This is a genomic window from Streptomyces sp. NPDC001858, assembly GCF_053594615.1.
The window spans coordinates 272,456-287,113 of the sequence record NZ_JBSFEV010000010.1 but is presented as its reverse complement, the minus strand read 5'-3'; the positions used below and the strand labels follow the sequence as shown (position 1 = coordinate 287,113).

11 protein-coding genes, 1 other RNA gene and 2 pseudogenes are annotated in these 14,658 nt (G+C 71.6%); 7 read left to right on the top strand and 7 right to left on the bottom strand.

All coding sequences use genetic code 11. The features are described from left to right. Positions 1 to 86: 86 nt before the first annotated feature. Both ACWCPF_RS17830 and ACWCPF_RS17825 read right to left on the bottom strand, forming a co-directional pair. Positions 87 to 245 (bottom strand): hypothetical protein, encoded by a 159-nt coding sequence (locus tag ACWCPF_RS17830; protein ID WP_451045950.1) that lies wholly within the window; start codon positions 243 to 245, stop codon positions 87 to 89. 96 nt (positions 246 to 341) lie between these two features. Next, positions 342 to 1,481, bottom strand: coding sequence for a hypothetical protein (locus ACWCPF_RS17825; protein ID WP_451045984.1), 1,140 nt, complete (start codon positions 1,479 to 1,481; stop codon positions 342 to 344). Positions 1,482 to 1,995: 514 nt separating this feature from the next. Here ACWCPF_RS17825 and ACWCPF_RS17820 point away from each other — a divergent pair. The 3 genes from ACWCPF_RS17820 (at position 1,996) to ACWCPF_RS17810 (ending at position 5,119) form a co-directional block, all read left to right on the top strand. After that, positions 1,996 to 2,859: a Nif3-like dinuclear metal center hexameric protein gene (locus tag ACWCPF_RS17820; RefSeq protein ID WP_451045949.1), complete on the top strand. Its 864-nt coding sequence runs from the start codon at positions 1,996 to 1,998 to the stop codon at positions 2,857 to 2,859. Then, entirely contained in the window at positions 2,856 to 3,599 is a 744-nt protein-coding gene (locus tag ACWCPF_RS17815) for a zinc ribbon domain-containing protein (protein WP_451045983.1), read from the top strand. Before ACWCPF_RS17820 ends, ACWCPF_RS17815 begins: the two co-directional genes overlap by 4 nt. A 65-nt stretch (positions 3,600 to 3,664) precedes the next feature. Beyond that, a complete protein-coding gene (locus tag ACWCPF_RS17810) occupies positions 3,665 to 5,119 on the top strand; it encodes a bifunctional RNase H/acid phosphatase (RefSeq protein ID WP_451045948.1) in 1,455 nt (484 codons plus the stop codon). On the opposite strand, the gene eda is transcribed toward ACWCPF_RS17810, so the two are convergent. The 3 genes from eda to ACWCPF_RS17795 form a co-directional block, all read right to left on the bottom strand. Further along, a complete protein-coding gene (gene eda, locus ACWCPF_RS17805) occupies positions 5,091 to 5,771 on the bottom strand; it encodes a bifunctional 4-hydroxy-2-oxoglutarate aldolase/2-dehydro-3-deoxy-phosphogluconate aldolase (RefSeq protein ID WP_451045947.1) in 681 nt (226 codons plus the stop codon). The genes ACWCPF_RS17810 and eda overlap by 29 nt on opposite strands. A 79-nt stretch (positions 5,772 to 5,850) precedes the next feature. Continuing rightward, positions 5,851 to 6,633 (bottom strand): peroxide stress protein YaaA, encoded by a 783-nt coding sequence (yaaA, locus tag ACWCPF_RS17800; RefSeq protein WP_451045946.1) that lies wholly within the window; start codon positions 6,631 to 6,633, stop codon positions 5,851 to 5,853. A 142-nt stretch (positions 6,634 to 6,775) separates the two neighbouring features. After that, on the bottom strand, positions 6,776 to 8,449 hold the full coding sequence (locus ACWCPF_RS17795) for an FAD-dependent monooxygenase (protein ID WP_451045945.1): 1,674 nt from the start codon (positions 8,447 to 8,449) through the stop codon (positions 6,776 to 6,778). A 48-nt stretch (positions 8,450 to 8,497) separates the two neighbouring features. Here ACWCPF_RS17795 and ACWCPF_RS17790 point away from each other — a divergent pair, with 48 nt between their 5' ends. From ACWCPF_RS17790 to rnpB, 4 genes and pseudogenes are all read left to right on the top strand, one after another. Beyond that, positions 8,498 to 9,145, top strand: coding sequence for a TetR/AcrR family transcriptional regulator (locus ACWCPF_RS17790; RefSeq protein WP_451045944.1), 648 nt, complete (start codon positions 8,498 to 8,500; stop codon positions 9,143 to 9,145). Between the two features lie 143 nt (positions 9,146 to 9,288). Continuing rightward, positions 9,289 to 10,119, top strand: a complete 831-nt coding sequence (locus tag ACWCPF_RS17785) for an AraC family ligand binding domain-containing protein (RefSeq protein WP_451045943.1) — start codon at positions 9,289 to 9,291, stop codon at positions 10,117 to 10,119. A gap of 18 nt (positions 10,120 to 10,137) precedes the next feature. Continuing rightward, positions 10,138 to 10,917 (top strand): annotated as a pseudogene (locus ACWCPF_RS17780) (DMT family transporter); the annotation flags it as partial. 115 nt (positions 10,918 to 11,032) lie between these two features. Then, an RNA gene (rnpB, locus tag ACWCPF_RS17775) (RNase P RNA component class A) lies at positions 11,033 to 11,435 on the top strand. 176 nt (positions 11,436 to 11,611) lie between these two features. On the opposite strand, the pseudogene ACWCPF_RS17770 reads toward rnpB, so the two are convergent. Both ACWCPF_RS17770 and ACWCPF_RS17765 read right to left on the bottom strand, forming a co-directional pair. Further along, a pseudogene (locus ACWCPF_RS17770) lies at positions 11,612 to 12,551 on the bottom strand (IS5 family transposase). Between the two features lie 190 nt (positions 12,552 to 12,741). Beyond that, the gene (locus tag ACWCPF_RS17765) at positions 12,742 to 14,631 is read right to left on the bottom strand and encodes a DNA/RNA helicase domain-containing protein (RefSeq protein ID WP_451045942.1); all 1,890 of its coding nucleotides are present in this window, start codon (positions 14,629 to 14,631) and stop codon (positions 12,742 to 12,744) included. Between the last annotated feature and the right edge of the window lie 27 nt (positions 14,632 to 14,658).

Genomic DNA, 14,658 nt, shown 5'->3' with positions numbered 1-14,658 from the left:
AGGGGCTCCGGTCGTCCACGGACGACCGGAGCCCCTTCGGTTCTTCGGTGTACCTGCGTTCCGTCAGGCAGCCACTGAATGCTGTCCTACGCGTTGTCCTCGGTCTTGCTCTCGGCCGGCTTGCGGTGCCGGCCGTGGGGGGCCGAGTCGCCGTCCTGGGACGAGATCTGGCCCCGGTGCCGGCCGTGACCGGCCGTCTCGTGGGAGTCGGCGGACAGCGGCTGCATCGTGCTTGCGTCGCTCATCGGAAGTGTTCACCCCGTCAACATGATCTTTCATACAGCCGGGCGATTTTATCCAACACACCGAGGGGCGAATCCAGGCGGCCACGCCAACCGCAGCTACTTCGTTACAAGTCTGCCGAGCGGGGCCTGCTGGAGGGGGACCGGACGGGGGGCGGCGATCGGCCGTTCCGCCGGCCCGGAGGGCTCCGCCGCCTCCTCGGAGAGCGCGGCCGCGACCGGCGCGGTCAGCAGTGCCACCGCGCACGGTTCCGTCGGCGCGGCGTACGGCAGCCGCAGCACGCCCTGCTCCGTCCACAGCCCGCTGCCCGTCAACCACCCCTCCGGGGCGGCGAGTTGATGCAGCCGGCGCTCCGCCGGGCGCCACACGCCGAGCCAGGCGCCGAAGGGGCCGTCGATCCGCAGCGCCACCGCGCAGGTCTCCGGCACGAGCAGCTGGCCCGGCTGGATCGCGAACGGCGTGAGGGTGAGGTCGGGCAGCCGCAGGGACTCCGGGAAGCGGACCGGCAGCGTGCTGCCGAGCACTCCCCAGCCCAGCCGGACCTCGCCCGGCGAGGGGGCGTCCGAGCCGATGAGCAGCAGGCCGCTGTCGGGGTCGGCGAGCAGCAGACGGTCGTCGCTGTCGGCGCTGATCTGCAGCAGGGGCGACACCTCGCCGCCGCGCTCCAGGTCCACGACGATGGCCTTGGTCCGGCCGGCGATCTCCCGGTCCAGGGCCAGCATGCGGCCCGTCCTGTCCAGCCAGACGCCGCCGGAGCAGCGGCCGGGGATCTCGGCGACGTGCTCGGGGCCGAAGCTGCCGCCCGCGACCAGCCACACGGCCGTCGTGTAGCGGCCGACGGCCAGGGCGTACGCGCGTTCGCCGCAGGGGGCCGGGGGGAGCAGGCGCAGCCGGGTGCCCCCGTCCGGGCACTCGACGCCGCCCAGCGGGAGTTCGCCCGTGCCGGGCCCGGTCGGATACAGCAGGGAGAAGACATGCCGTCCGTCGATCACCCGTCGGATCAGGACCCGGCCGTCGGCCATCGGCTGCACCTCCGTGCCGGGCTCCTCCGGCTGGTTGCCGGGCAGCGGCACGGCGTACGGCTCGGGGCCGTCCAGGGTCCAGCGCTCGGGGAACCAGGAGTCGCCGTCCCGGGCCAGGCGTGCGGCGTAGGCGCCGTTCGCCGTGATCACGCAGCCCGCGGTCGGGACGTCGGCGGTGGCGGTATTGGCGGGTGGGACGTCGGCGGGGTCGAGGATCGGGACGTCGAAGATCGGGACGTCGGCGATCGGGACGTAGGCCGGCAGGCCGTCCGCGAGCGTGCGGTCGGCGTGCGTGCGGTCCGCGAGCCCGCCGTACTCGATCACGCCGTGCTCGTGCACGGCGTCCGCGTGCGGTGTGCGCTCGGCGGTGCCCCTCTCGTCCTCGTCGGGGTCTCCGGCGGCTCCTGCGGCTCCTGCGTCTGCGGGGTCTCCGGCGTCTCCTGAGTACTCGGGGTACTCGGAGTACGCGGGGTACTCGGGGTTCCCGGAGACCTCCCCGTCCGCTGCGGTGGGCTCGATCGCACAGGTCGGCGTCGTCATCGTTCGGTCACCTCCGGCGACGAAGCTAGTTTTCGTACGCACGGACGTGGGACCGACGGGCGGTCTTCTTCCCTCGAAGGAGTGGCGCAGAAGCGATTCGCCTGAGGGGGGCGGAGGCGGTGTGCATGGGGAGCGGCGTCGGCGGCGGCAGCGGTACGGGCCCGTGGGGTGGCCAGGTAGCCTTTCACCCGTGCCCCGTCTGTCTGAAGTCATCGCCGCGCTGGAGAACCTGTGGCCCGCCGAGCGGGCCGAGTCCTGGGACGCGGTCGGCACCGTCGTGGGCGACCCTGACCTGGACGTTTCCCGGGTCCTGTTCGCCGTCGACCCCGTCCAGGAGATCGTCGAGGAGGCAGTGAAGCTCGGCGCCGGTCTGCTCGTCACGCACCATCCGCTCTATCTGCGCGGGACGACGACCGTCGCGGCGTCCGGCTTCAAGGGCCGTGTCGTGCACACGCTCATCAAGAACGACATCGCCCTGCACGTCGCCCACACCAACGCCGACACCGCCGATCCGGGCGTGAGCGACGCCCTCGCGGGCGCCCTCGACCTCCGTGTCGTAGGGCCCCTCGTGCCGGATCCGAGCGATCCCGAGGGGCGGCGCGGTCTCGGGCGCGTCTGCGAGCTGGACCACCCGCTCACCGTCCGCGAGTTCGCCGCCCGCGCCGCCGAGCGGCTGCCCGCCACCGCGCAGGGCATCCGGGTGGCGGGCGATCCGGAGGCGCTCGTGCGGACGGTCGCCGTCAGCGGCGGGTCCGGCGACAGCCTGTTCGACCACGTGCGGGCGGCCGGCGTCGACGCGTTCCTCACCTCGGACCTGCGCCACCACCCCGTCTCCGAGGCCCGCGCCCACAGTCCCCTCGCGCTGCTCGACGCGGCGCACTGGGCCACCGAGTGGCCCTGGTGCGAGCTGGCGGCCGCCCAGCTCGACGAGATCTCCGACCGGCGGGGCTGGGACCTCAGGGTCCATGTCTCCCGCACGGTCACCGACCCCTGGACGGCCCACGCGGCGTCCGACTTCAACTCCACCTCTAGCTCAATGGGAGCCCCCAACTGAACGCCGCGCCCGCCGACCAGATCCGACTCCTCGACGTCCAGGCCTTCGACGTCCGGCTCCAGCAGCTCGCGCACAAGCGGAGGTCGCTGCCCGAGCACGCGGAGATCGAGTCGCTGACCAAGGACCTCACCCAGCTGCGCGACCTGCTCGTGGCCGCGCAGACCGAGGAGAGCGACACCGCCCGCGAGCAGACCAAGGCCGAGCAGGACGTCGACCAGGTGCGCCAGCGTGCCGCCCGCGACCAGCAGCGGCTCGACTCCGGGGCCGTCACCTCCCCGAAGGACCTGGAGAACCTCCAGAAGGAGATCGTCTCCCTCGCCAAGCGCCAGGGCGACCTCGAGGACGTCGTCCTGGAGGTCATGGAGCGGCGCGAGAGCGCGCAGGAGCGGGTCGCCGAGCTGACCGAGCGGGTCGGCTCCGTCCAGGGCAGGATCGACGACGCGACCGCCCGCCGGGACGCGTCCTTCGAGGAGCTCGACGGCGAGGCCGCCACCGTGACCAAGGAGCGCGCGGTCGTGGCCGGCTCCGTCCCGGCCGACCTGCTGAAGCTCTACGAGAAGCTGCGCGAGCAGCAGGGCGGCGTCGGCGCGGCCAAGCTCTACCAGCGCACCTGCCAGGGCTGCCGCCAGGAGCTGTCGATCACCGACATCAACGACATCCGCAAGGCGCCGTCCGACACGGTCGTCCGGTGCGAGAACTGCCGTCGCATCCTGGTCCGTACGTCGGAGTCGGGCCTGTAAGAGGTCCGGTCTGTAAGGGTTCCGGTCTGTCGGTTTGACAGTCCGGTTTGTAGAGGAGCTGCGCGGTGCGGGAGTTCATCGTCGAGGCCGACGGCGGGTCGCGGGGCAACCCGGGGCCCGCGGGCTACGGCAGCGTGGTGATCGACGCGGGGACGGGGGAGACGCTCGTCGAGCGCGCCGAGTACATCGGCGTCGCCACGAACAACGTCGCCGAGTACCGGGGGCTGCTGGCGGGCCTGCGTGCCGCCCGTGAACTCGACCCGTCGGCCGCGGTGCGCGTGCGCATGGACTCCAAGCTGGTCGTCGAGCAGATGTCCGGCCGCTGGAAGATCAAGCACCCCGACATGAAGCCCCTCGCGGCGGAGGCGGCGCGGATCCTGCCGCGCGCGCAGGTCACCTACGAGTGGATCCCGCGCGAGCGGAACAAGCACGCCGACCGCCTGGCGAACGAGGCGATGGACGCGGGCAAGCGGGGCGAGCAGTGGGACGCCGAGGCGTCCCGGGCAGCGCTGACCCCCCGCGCTACGGCGTCCTCCGCGCCCTTCGTGCCCTCCGCCCCTGAGCCGTCCGGCCCACCCGGCGACGCGACCGCGGGCGCGGCGCGGGTCCGCGGGGCCTTGGCCTCGGCCCGTGTCGGCTCCGCCGTGAGCGGCGACTCGGCGACGGACGGCGACCCGGCGAAGGCGAGCGGCACCGGCCCGGCAGGCGATGGGCACGGCGGCGATGGGCCGGGCGGCGATGTGCAGGGCACCGAAGTGCAGGGCAGCGAAGTGCAAGGTGGCGAAGTGCAAGGTGGCGATGTGAAGCGCGATGCCGATCGGCGGGCCGCCCGCGCCGTTGCCGTCCCCGCGGCCTCCAGCCCCTCTGTCGGCTGGGGTGCCGCGCCTGACCTCGGGGCGCCGGCGACCTTCGTGCTGTTGCGGCACGGGGAGACCCCGCTCACCCCGCAGAAGCGGTTCTCCGGGAGCGGGGGCACCGATCCCTCCCTCTCCGACGTCGGCCGGGAGCAGGCCGAGCGGGTCGCTGCGGCGCTCGCCCGGCGGGGCACCGTCCAGCACATCCTCGCCTCCCCGCTGGCCCGGACCCGGCAGACCGCCGGCGCCGTCGCCGCCCGTCTCGGTCTGGACGTCACCGTCGACGAGGGGCTGATCGAGACGGACTTCGGGGCCTGGGAGGGGCTGACCTTCGGCGAGGTCCGCGAGCGTCACCCGGACGACCTGAACGCCTGGCTCGCCGACCCGGAGGCCGAGCCGACCGGCGGCGGTGAGAGCTTCGCGGCGACCGCCACCCGCATCGCGGCCACCCGCGACCGGCTGGTCGCGGAGTACGCGGGCCGCACGGTCCTGCTGGTCACCCACGTGACCCCGATCAAGACGTTCGTACGGCTCGCCCTGGGCGCCCCGCCCGAGTCGCTGTTCCGCATGGAGCTGTCGGCGGCCTCACTGTCGGCGGTGGCCTACTACGCGGACGGCAACGCCAGCGTCCGCCTGTTCAACGAGACGTCCCACCTGCGGCCCTGAGGGACGCGGCGGCCCGCGCGAGCTGCTCCACGCGCGACCAGTCCCGGGCCGCGAGGGCATCCGCCGGAACCATCCAACTCCCGCCCACACAGGCGACGTTGGGCAGGGCCAGGTACTCGGGCGCGTTGTCCGGGCCGATCCCGCCCGTCGGGCAGAAACGGGCCTGCGGGAGCGGTCCGGCGAGCGACCGCAGATAGGCCGTGCCGCCCGCCGCCTGCGCCGGGAAGAACTTCATCTCCCGGACCCCGCGCTCCAGCAGCGCCACGACCTCCGACGTGGTCGACACCCCGGGCAGGAACGGCAGCCCGGACGCCCGCATCGCCGTCAGCAGGACGTCCGTCCAGCCGGGGCTGACCAGGAATCGGGCCCCGGCTGCCGCACACGCCGTCACCTGCTCCGGTGCGATCACCGTCCCGGCCCCGACGACCGCCTCCGGGACCGCCCCGGAGATCTCCCGGATCACGTCGAGCGCGGCGGACGTCCGCAGCGTCACCTCGATCGCGGTCAATCCGCCCGCCACCAGCGCCCGCGCCAGCGGCACGGCGTCGACGGCGTCCTCGAGCACCACCACGGGCACGACGGGAGCCAGATCCAGTACCGAGCAGGCCGAGACATCCGGGGCAGCCGAAGGGGAGGGCAGAGGTGAGGTCATGCGCCTCATCCTGCCCCCGGGGTGCAACACGCGCAAAGGGCATTGCACATGCTGCAACGAACTGTGTGGGAGGGGACCGTCAGTGCACCTCGTCCACCAGCACATCCAGCGACCAGGCCGTCCCCGCCCGCGTCGGCGCCTGTTCCTCCACCACGTATCCGAGGTCGCGCAAGGCCTCCACCAGCTCCGCCGGGCCCTTAGGGGCGATCCCCGCCGTCAGCAGGCTCCGTACGATCCGCCCCTTCGTCGCCTTGTTGAAGTGGCTGACGACCTTCCGGGTCGGCGCGTGCAGCACCCGCACGCTCGCCGTCCGCCCCGCGACCTCGCCCTTCGGCTTCCACGCGGCCGCGTAGGCCGCCGACCGCAGGTCGAGCACGAGCCCGTCGCCGGCCACCTCGGGCAGCACGGACGCCATCGGCGCACGCCAGTGCGCGCCCAGCGCCCCCAGCCCCGGCAGCCGCACGCCCATCGAGCAGCGGTACGACGGGATCCGGTCCGTGACCCGGACAGCGCCCCACAGCCCCGAGAAGACGAGCAGCGACCTGGCCGCGCGCTTCTTCGCCGCCGCGTCGAGCGTGGCCAGGCCGAGGGCGTCGTACAGGACCCCCGTGTAGATCTCCCCGGCCGGCCGGGTGCCCGCCGTGCGCAACTCCGTGTTCTTCGCGATCTCGCCGCGCAGCCCCTCGCTCAGCCCGAGCACCTCGCGCGCCTTGTCCTCGTCGGCCGCGCACAGCTCGACCAGCTCGTCGAGGACCGCCTCGCGGGCGGCGCCGATCCCCGGCAGGGAGAGCGCCTCCGGCTTGAGCGGGGCACCACGTCCGGAGGACGCCTTGCCTTCGGAGGGCGGCAGCAGGACCAGCACGGAAAATCTCCTCGGGACTTCGGGACTTCGGGACTTCGGGACTTCGGCAGAACGTAAGGCTGTGTGGAACGTAAAACGGTGCTGCGACAGCGTACGGCGTGCCGCCGGGCCGCCCCGGTCCCACGGGTCGGCGGCGACGCGGTCAGGAGACGGGCGCGCCGAACCAGCGCTCCAGGGCCGCCTCCAGCGGGTCCTCCGGGCCGTCGGTCGTCGCCGCCCACGCCACGTATCCGTCCGGCCGCACGAGCAGCGCCGCCAGCTCCGGGCGGCCGGGGGCGACGGTCGTGCGGACGTCCACCCGGTCGCCGTAGCCCTCCGCGCGGGCCCGCAGCTTCGGGTCGCCGGCCAGGTCGAGCAGCAGGGCGCGCCCGCCGTGCAGCCGGTCGGCGAGCCGGGTGCCGTCGGCGAACTCCAGGTCGGGGGCGCTGCGGCCGACCAGGGGATGGTCGCCGGGCAGGTCGTAGTGCTGCCAGACGCCGGAGATCTTCTTGACGAGGTAGGTGGTGCCGTCGACGGTTCCCGCCAGGCCGGTCACCACCTCGCGCAGGGCGCGCGCGTGCGACTCGGTGCGCATCAGCGCGATCTGGGCCCGAGTCCACTCCAGCACCCACGCGCCGATCGGACGGCGTTCGCTCGTGTACGAGTCGAGCAGTCCCTCGGGGGCGTCCCCGCGTACCACCGCCGCGAGCTTCCAGCCGAGGTTCATCGCGTCCCCGATGCCGAGGTTGAGGCCCTGCCCGCCGAACGGCGAGTGCACATGCGCCGCGTCGCCCGCGAGGAACACCCGGCCCGCGCGATAGGTGCTCGCCTGGCGGCAGTTGTCGGTGAACCGGGTCAGCGAGCGCACCTCGCCCACCGTGACGTCCACCCCGGTCACGCGGCGCACGCTGGCCTGCAACTCCTCGGTGGTGACGGGCGTTTCACGGTCGGCGGGCGGTCCGTCGAACTCCACGGTCAGGATGCGGCCGGGCATCGGACCGTAGGCGTACGTCCCGTGCTCCGTCGTGTTCCAGCCGCCCCGCAGCCCCTCGACGCCGGTCAGGTCGGCGATCGCCTGGTAGCCGGTGATCTCCGGGGGCGTGCCCGGGAAGTCGAACCCGGCGAGCTTGCGCACGGTGCTGCGGCCGCCGTCGCATCCGACGAGCCAGCCCGCACGCACGTCCTGCGCACCGGCGAGACGCACGGTGACGCCGCTGCCGCCGCCGGCATCGTCGTCCTCGTCGGTGTCGAAGCCGGTCAGCTCGACCTGGCGGCGCACCTCCACGCCGAGCTCCCGGGCCCGCTCGCCGAGCAGCCGCTCCAGCGTCGCCTGCGGGATCAGACCGATGCCGTCGGCCGGACCGAGGTCCGCGAAGGCCGGGTCCGACTCGTCCAGCAGCGCGGCGCTGAGCATGATCCCGGCGAAGTGCCCGGCGAACCGGGGCGGAGGCACGGCCCCCGGGGCCGCAGGGGTCGTCGGGACCGCCGGGGTCGCAGGGGTCGCCGGGGTCGTCGGGACCGCCGGGGTCGCAGGGGCCGCCGGGATCGGCTCGTCGCCCCCGGACTTCCGGAACTCGTAGGACTCCCGGAACGCCCGGAACCGGCTCATCGCCGCCTCCTGCACCTCCGCGAGCGCGGGCAGCAGTCCGCGCCGGTACAGGGCGACGGCCGTCGGGGAGTTGATCCCGCCGGCCTTGATCGTCTCGTCCACCTCGGCCAGTCGCTCGACGACCAGCGTCCGCGCCCCGCCGAGCGCCAGCTCGCAGGCCAGCATCAGCCCGACCGGCCCGGCCCCGGCCACCACCACGTCATATTCCGCCATGCGATCATCCGTCATGCATTTCACTGTAGTGACTAAAAGTTTTTGCTCGCTATAGTTTTCCTCATGGCGGAGGAAAAGGAAGCGGAAGCGGAAGCGGAACCGTCCCTTCGGGAGCGCAAGAAGCGGGCGACGCGGCAACGGATCTCGAACGTGGCGACGGGCCTGTTCGTGGCGCGCGGCTTCGACGAGGTGACCGTCGCGGAGGTCGCGCGGGTGGCGGAGGTGTCCGCGATGACCGTCTTCAACTACTTCCCGCGCAAGGAGGACCTCTTCCTCGACCGCATCCCCGAGGCGGTCGAACTGTTCACGGAGGCGGTACGGCGACGCGGACCCGACGAGAGCCCGCTCGCCGCCCTCCGCGCCCTCGCGCTCCGGCTCCTGGGCCGCCGGCACCCGTTGGGCGGGCTCGACGACGACTTCGCGCACTTCTGGCGGATCGTCGTCGACTCGCCGGCCCTGCGGGCCCGGGCCCGCGAGGGGGTCGAGGAGGTGGAGGAGGCGCTGGCGCTAGCCCTCGCGGAGACCGCCCCCGAACTCCCCGACCCGCACCTGGCCGCCGCCATGACGGTCGCCGCGTACCGCGCGGTCTACGTCGCCACCGCACGCCGCATGCTGGCGGGGGAGCGGGCGGCGACGCTCGTGGACGGGCATCGGGCCCGCCTGGAGGCGGCCTTCGACGCGCTGGAGGGGGTGTTCGCGACGGGATCCTGAGGTCTGGACGGGAGCGTGATGTCCAGCGGCATGGAACCGCGACCTGAAAGCGTTGCACCCCTAGTGGCCGCCAGTGGCACGAAGGGTTCGGCGGGGAGCGGAGATATGAGGGGGACCGGCGGAGATATGAGGGGGACCGGGTCGTGAGCCGTGAACAGGCGTTGTGGACGAGAGCCCGGCTGGGCCGCTGCGGCCCGCCCCTCGACCTGCTCACCGCCCGCTTCGACAAGCACGTCTACGCCCCGCACGCCCACGAAGAGTTCACCGTCGGCGTCTGCGTCGGCGGCTCCGAGATCATCGACTACCGCGGCGAACACGTCCGCAGCGGCCCGGGTGCCATCGTCGTCCTGGCCCCGGGCGAGATGCACACCGGCGGCCCCGGCAACGACACCGACGGCTACGCCTACCGCGCGCTCTACGCCGCCGAGGGCCTGCTCGGCGACGGCACCGTCGGCCGGGGCGTCCCGCACTTCCGCGACGCCGTCTTGGACGACCCGGAACTGGCCGTCGCCCTGCGCCGCGCCCACACGGATCTGGCCGCCTGCCCCGACCCGCTGGAGGCCGAGTCCCGCTTTCCGTGGCTGCTGACGGCCCTGGCCCGTCGTCACTCCACGGCCCGCGCGGTCACCGACACGGTCCCCGGCGCCGACCACATCGCGCACACCGTGCGAGATCGGCTGGCCGACGAGCTGGCCGAGCCGCCCTCCCTGGCCGAAATGGCCGCCGACCTGGACCTGTCCCGCTACCAGCTCCTGCGGGCCTTCCGCACGACGATGGGGATACCGCCCTACGCCTGGCTGGCCCAGCACCGGGTGGCCCGCGCGCGAGGCCTGCTGGAAGCCGGACTGCGCCCGGCCGAGGTGGCGACCCTGGTCGGCTTCGCGGACCAGGCCCATCTGACCCGCTGGTTCCGCCGCGTGCTGGGCGTGACCCCGGCGGCGTACCGCAACAGCGTTCAAGACGGACGTCGCTGAAACGCCGAGCATGGCCGTATGACTGCACGCGGCTGGTTTCTGTTCTCCCTGTTGGGAGTGGTCTGGGGCATCCCCTATCTGCTGATCAAGGTGGCGGTGGAGGACCTCTCCCCGTCCCTGGTCGTGTTCACGCGCTGTGCGCTGGGCGCGCTGCTCCTGTTGCCCTTCGCGATCCGCCAGGGCGGCCTGATCCGCACCGTCCGCGCGCACTGGGCGCCCATGCTGGCCTTCGCGTGCATCGAGATCATGGGCCCCTGGTTCACGCTGACGGACGCCGAGCGGCACCTGTCGAGCTCGACCGCGGGCCTGCTGATCGCGGGCGTCCCGATCGTCGGCGTCCTGGCGGCCCGCTTCTTCGGCGACACGGAGGTACTGGGCGCCCGGCGGATCACCGGCCTGGCGCTCGGCCTGGCCGGCGTCGGCGTCCTCACCGTCCCGCACCTGACGGGAGGGGACGTGAAGTCGCTGGGCGAGGTGCTGCTGACGGTCGTCGGCTACGCCACGGCGCCCCTGATAGCCGCCCGCCGCCTCAAAGACGTCCCCACCCTCCAACTGATCACCCCCTGCCTGACCCTGACCGCTCTGGTCTACGCTCCCGCGGCGGCGGCGTCATGGCCGTCCGCACTCCCGTCGACGGAGGTCCTCGCCTCCCTCGCGGCCCTGGGCGCGATCTGCACGGCGGTCGCCTTCGTGGGCTTCCTCGAACTCATCAAGGAGATCGGCCCGACCCGGTCGACGGTCATCACGTACGTCAACCCGGCGGTGGCGGTGGCGGTAGGCGCACTCTTCCTGGACGAACGCCTCACCGCGGGCATCGTGGCCGCGTTCCTCCTGATCCTGGCGGGTTCGGTGCTGGCGACGGCGGGCGGTCCTGACAAACGCACCCGCCCGGTAACATGGTCGACACGGCAGACGAGCCGGGCGGACGGCCGCGTGGAGTCCCCTTAGGGGGCTTCCCGAGGAACGTCCGGGCTCCACAGGGCAGGGTGATGGCTAACGGCCACCCGGGGTGACCCGCGGGACAGTGCCACAGAAAACAAACCGCCGGAGACCTCGGTCCTCGGTAAGGGTGAAACGGTGGTGTAAGAGACCACCAGTGCCCAGGGCGACCTGGGCAGCTAGGTAAACCCCACCCGGAGCAAGGTCAAAAGGAAACACCCCGGTGTTTCTGCGTGGACGTCCGAGGGCTGCCCGCCCGAGTCCACGGGTAGACCGCACGAGGCCGGCGGCAACGCCGGCCCTAGATGGATGGCCGTCTCCCCGGCCGCCGCGAGGCAGCCGGGCGACAGAACCCGGCGTACAGCCCGACTCGTCTGCCAGTAGAGCTCCCTGACCAGTGAATATGCTGGTCAGGTGTCCCTTCTGTTGGTTCGGGAGGCTTGAACGGACCCCGTTCCATACTGGTTCAAACGTGGGTGCACGGCTGCGTACGTAGCCATGAGGGTAGCCATGGACTACAGGGGCGGAGGTAGGCGGCGGGCTTGACCTGCGGTTAGGCCGTTTTTGATGGCTCTTGGACGGTGTTGCGGAGCCAGATGACGATTGCGGTAACGGTCAGGGTGCCGTTGAAGACGTAGTCGCGCTTGTCGTACCGGGTGGCCACGGCGCGGAACTGCTTCCACTTGTTCACGCACCGCTCGACCGCGTTGCGGCGGCGGTACTGGGCCTTGTCGAAGGCCGGGGGCCGGCCGCCGGAGCGTCCGCGGCGCCTGCGGTGGGCCCGCTGGTCGTCAGGCTGGGCGATGGTGGCTTTGATACCGCGCCGTCGCAAGTAGGCGCGGTTGTCGCGGCTGGAGTACGCCTTGTCGCCGCGCACCCGTTCCGGCCGGCTGCGCGGGGGCCCGGATCGCGGCGCCGGATGCGTAAGCCGTCCAGCACCGGGGCGAACATCGGGCTGTCACCCCGCTGGCCGGGAGAGGTCAGCCAGTGCAGCGGGCGGGCCCGGTCGTCGGAGAGCAGATGGACCTTGCTGGTCAGCCCGCCCCGCGAGCGCCCCAACGCCTCGTGCCCATCTGCCTCCTCACGCGCCCCGCCCCCTTTTGCGGATAGCCGGCCGGAGGCTTGCGGGGCGCCCCGGCCGCGTGCTGATGCGCCCGGCAGGACGTCGAGTCGATGTTCACGGCCCACTCCCGCCGGTCCGCCCGGCGGACGAGCGCCCCGTCCGGGTCACCGGCATCCGCCTCGATCTGCAACTCCTGAAGGACGGTCTTCCCGGTGCCGTCGGCCGACCAGCGGCGATGACGTTCGTAGACGGTCTGCCAGGGGCCGTACCGTTCCGGCAGGTCAGGCCAGGGCACCCCGGTCCGGGCCCGGAACAGCACCCCGTTGATCACCCCGCGGTGATCCGCCCACTGCCCGCCCGGCCTGCCGTTGCCCGGCAGGAGCGGTTCGATCTTCCGCCACTGCGCGTCCGTGAGCTCGTGTCGCCGCACCATACGAACGTCCTGCCCGGCCGACCACGAGATCCACCCCAGCCCACCAAGAGCCATCAGAAACGGCCTAGCGGCCCCTGCCTGCGTGATCCGCGTGATTCGGCTGCGATGCTTGAGCGGCATCGGGAAGTCGCGCAAGAGTTCGACCTCCGCCATGCGAATTTCTGTCCAGAAGTAGCGGACTTGGATGTCAGCCGAGAAGGGACAGCGGTGTGGACGTGGCCGCAGCGACGAGTTTCCTTAGTTTCGCGCGAGTTTGAGGGTCCGTCGAGTAGATCACTGTGCCGATCATGCCGCGGGTCAGAAGTACCTTGTACGTGTTACGGATCAGCCGAGCGACGTCCGCGTCCGTCGTGGACTTCTTGAACGCAGGGTCCTTCGAGGCCGAGTGGTCGGCGATCCAGTGGTCGCCGCGCCACACCAGGTCCGGGCCAATGATGACCCCGCTCCAGTCGTACTCGAATCCCTGCGCCGTGTAGACGCAGCCGACCTGCCCGAAGCCTGCTGGGTCTGTGGCCCACAGTGCTGAGGGCGGAGCTCCCATGACCGACCGTTCTCCGTACACGTTCCATGGGCGTGCCCAATCGCCGATGACGACGTCAGCGGGGAGCGACTGCCCTTCAGGCACCTTCGTGGTCCACTTCCAGCAGTACCCGGCGGACATGCGGGCGCCGTAGCCTTCGGCGCGGCGTGCGTTGAGGAGGTCTTCCATTTCCTGGGGACTTTCCGCGACCAAGAGCCTCACCTTTCCGTCAGGCTCCCAAGGCACAGGCCCGTCACCCTCGATGCCCAGCAGGCGGAGCACCCAATGCAGATAGGCGTCGCTGCCGCCGCAACGGAACTGGCTGTCCAGGGCCACCACAGTGCACCGCAGCGACTTGGAATCGGCCGCTGCCTTGATCTCTTCCACCGTTCCCATCTCGCCGGGACGTACCACCTGATGCTGGTCGAGCAGGAAGACCGGGACACGGGCAGCGTCGATCAACTCGTCGATCTGTCGCTTGCCGGTACGGTGCTCGGCCCGGGTGTAACGGTTCGCAGAGGTCTCGCGGACGCGGTGTGCCTCGTCGCAGATCAGGACGTCGAGACCATTCCGCTCGGCTGTCATGAAGCTGTTGAAGTACTTGAAAAGGTCCTGGACTTCACGCTTGCGGGCGCCCGCTACCTTGCGCATGGTTTTGGTGAAGGACTGCGACCCGGTTGCGTGCAGTGCCGACACCCCACGCCGATACAGCTCGCCCAAGAGCGACAGAGCGATGACGCTCTTGCCCGTTCCGGGACCACCGGTCACGATCACGACTTCCTTGTGATCGGCCTGTTTCGCCTTGCGGACGGCTGCCAGAACGGTTTCGTATGCGACTCGTTGATCATCCAGAAGTACGAACTGCTCGCGCTCTCGTACCTCCTGCGCTGCCAGGGCGATCAGCTGCCTGGACGGCTTCACCTTGCCCGCGAGCAGGGCGTCTGCTGCAGCCGCTCCGGAGGCCGGAGCCAGTTTCGAGCGCAGGTGGTCGATGAAGGCGCCTCGTCGCTCCGCGGTGAAGAGCATGCCTCGTTCGCTCTGCTCGACCTCGTAGAGGCCGCTGATGCCGAACTCGGTCGCGTTGTGGAGGAAGACCGTGCCCGAGACCCGATCCGGGTTCTCGGCGAGTGCTCCATTGAACGCGACCAGGTAGTCGCAGTATCCGCGTACCTGCTCGATCGGATTCAGCACGGGCCGGGTGTACGCATCGACACGGCACCGCAGCGGGTCGTCATCTTCGGGCTGTGCCTGACTCCACTGCTTGAGCTCGACAACGACGTACGAAGGCTCGCTCGTCCGCGGATGCACCCCCGCGAGTATGACGTCGGCTCGTTTGCTGGTCAGCGGGAGGTCGTACTCCAGCAGCATCTCCACGTCGCCGAGGCCGGCATCATGCAGCGCGTTGGTGAGAGCGGGGATGCTGCGTTCCCAGGCCCGCGCTTCGGAGGGGCCCGGCCGGTAACCGTGGCGATGGGCGAATTGTTCGGTCATACGCAGAAACAGCGAACCGGCCAGAATTTCGGCAGCGACCGCGGTGGCGGAGTCGCGGAACAGCAAGGATGGCCCCCAGGCAGCACGAAGTCA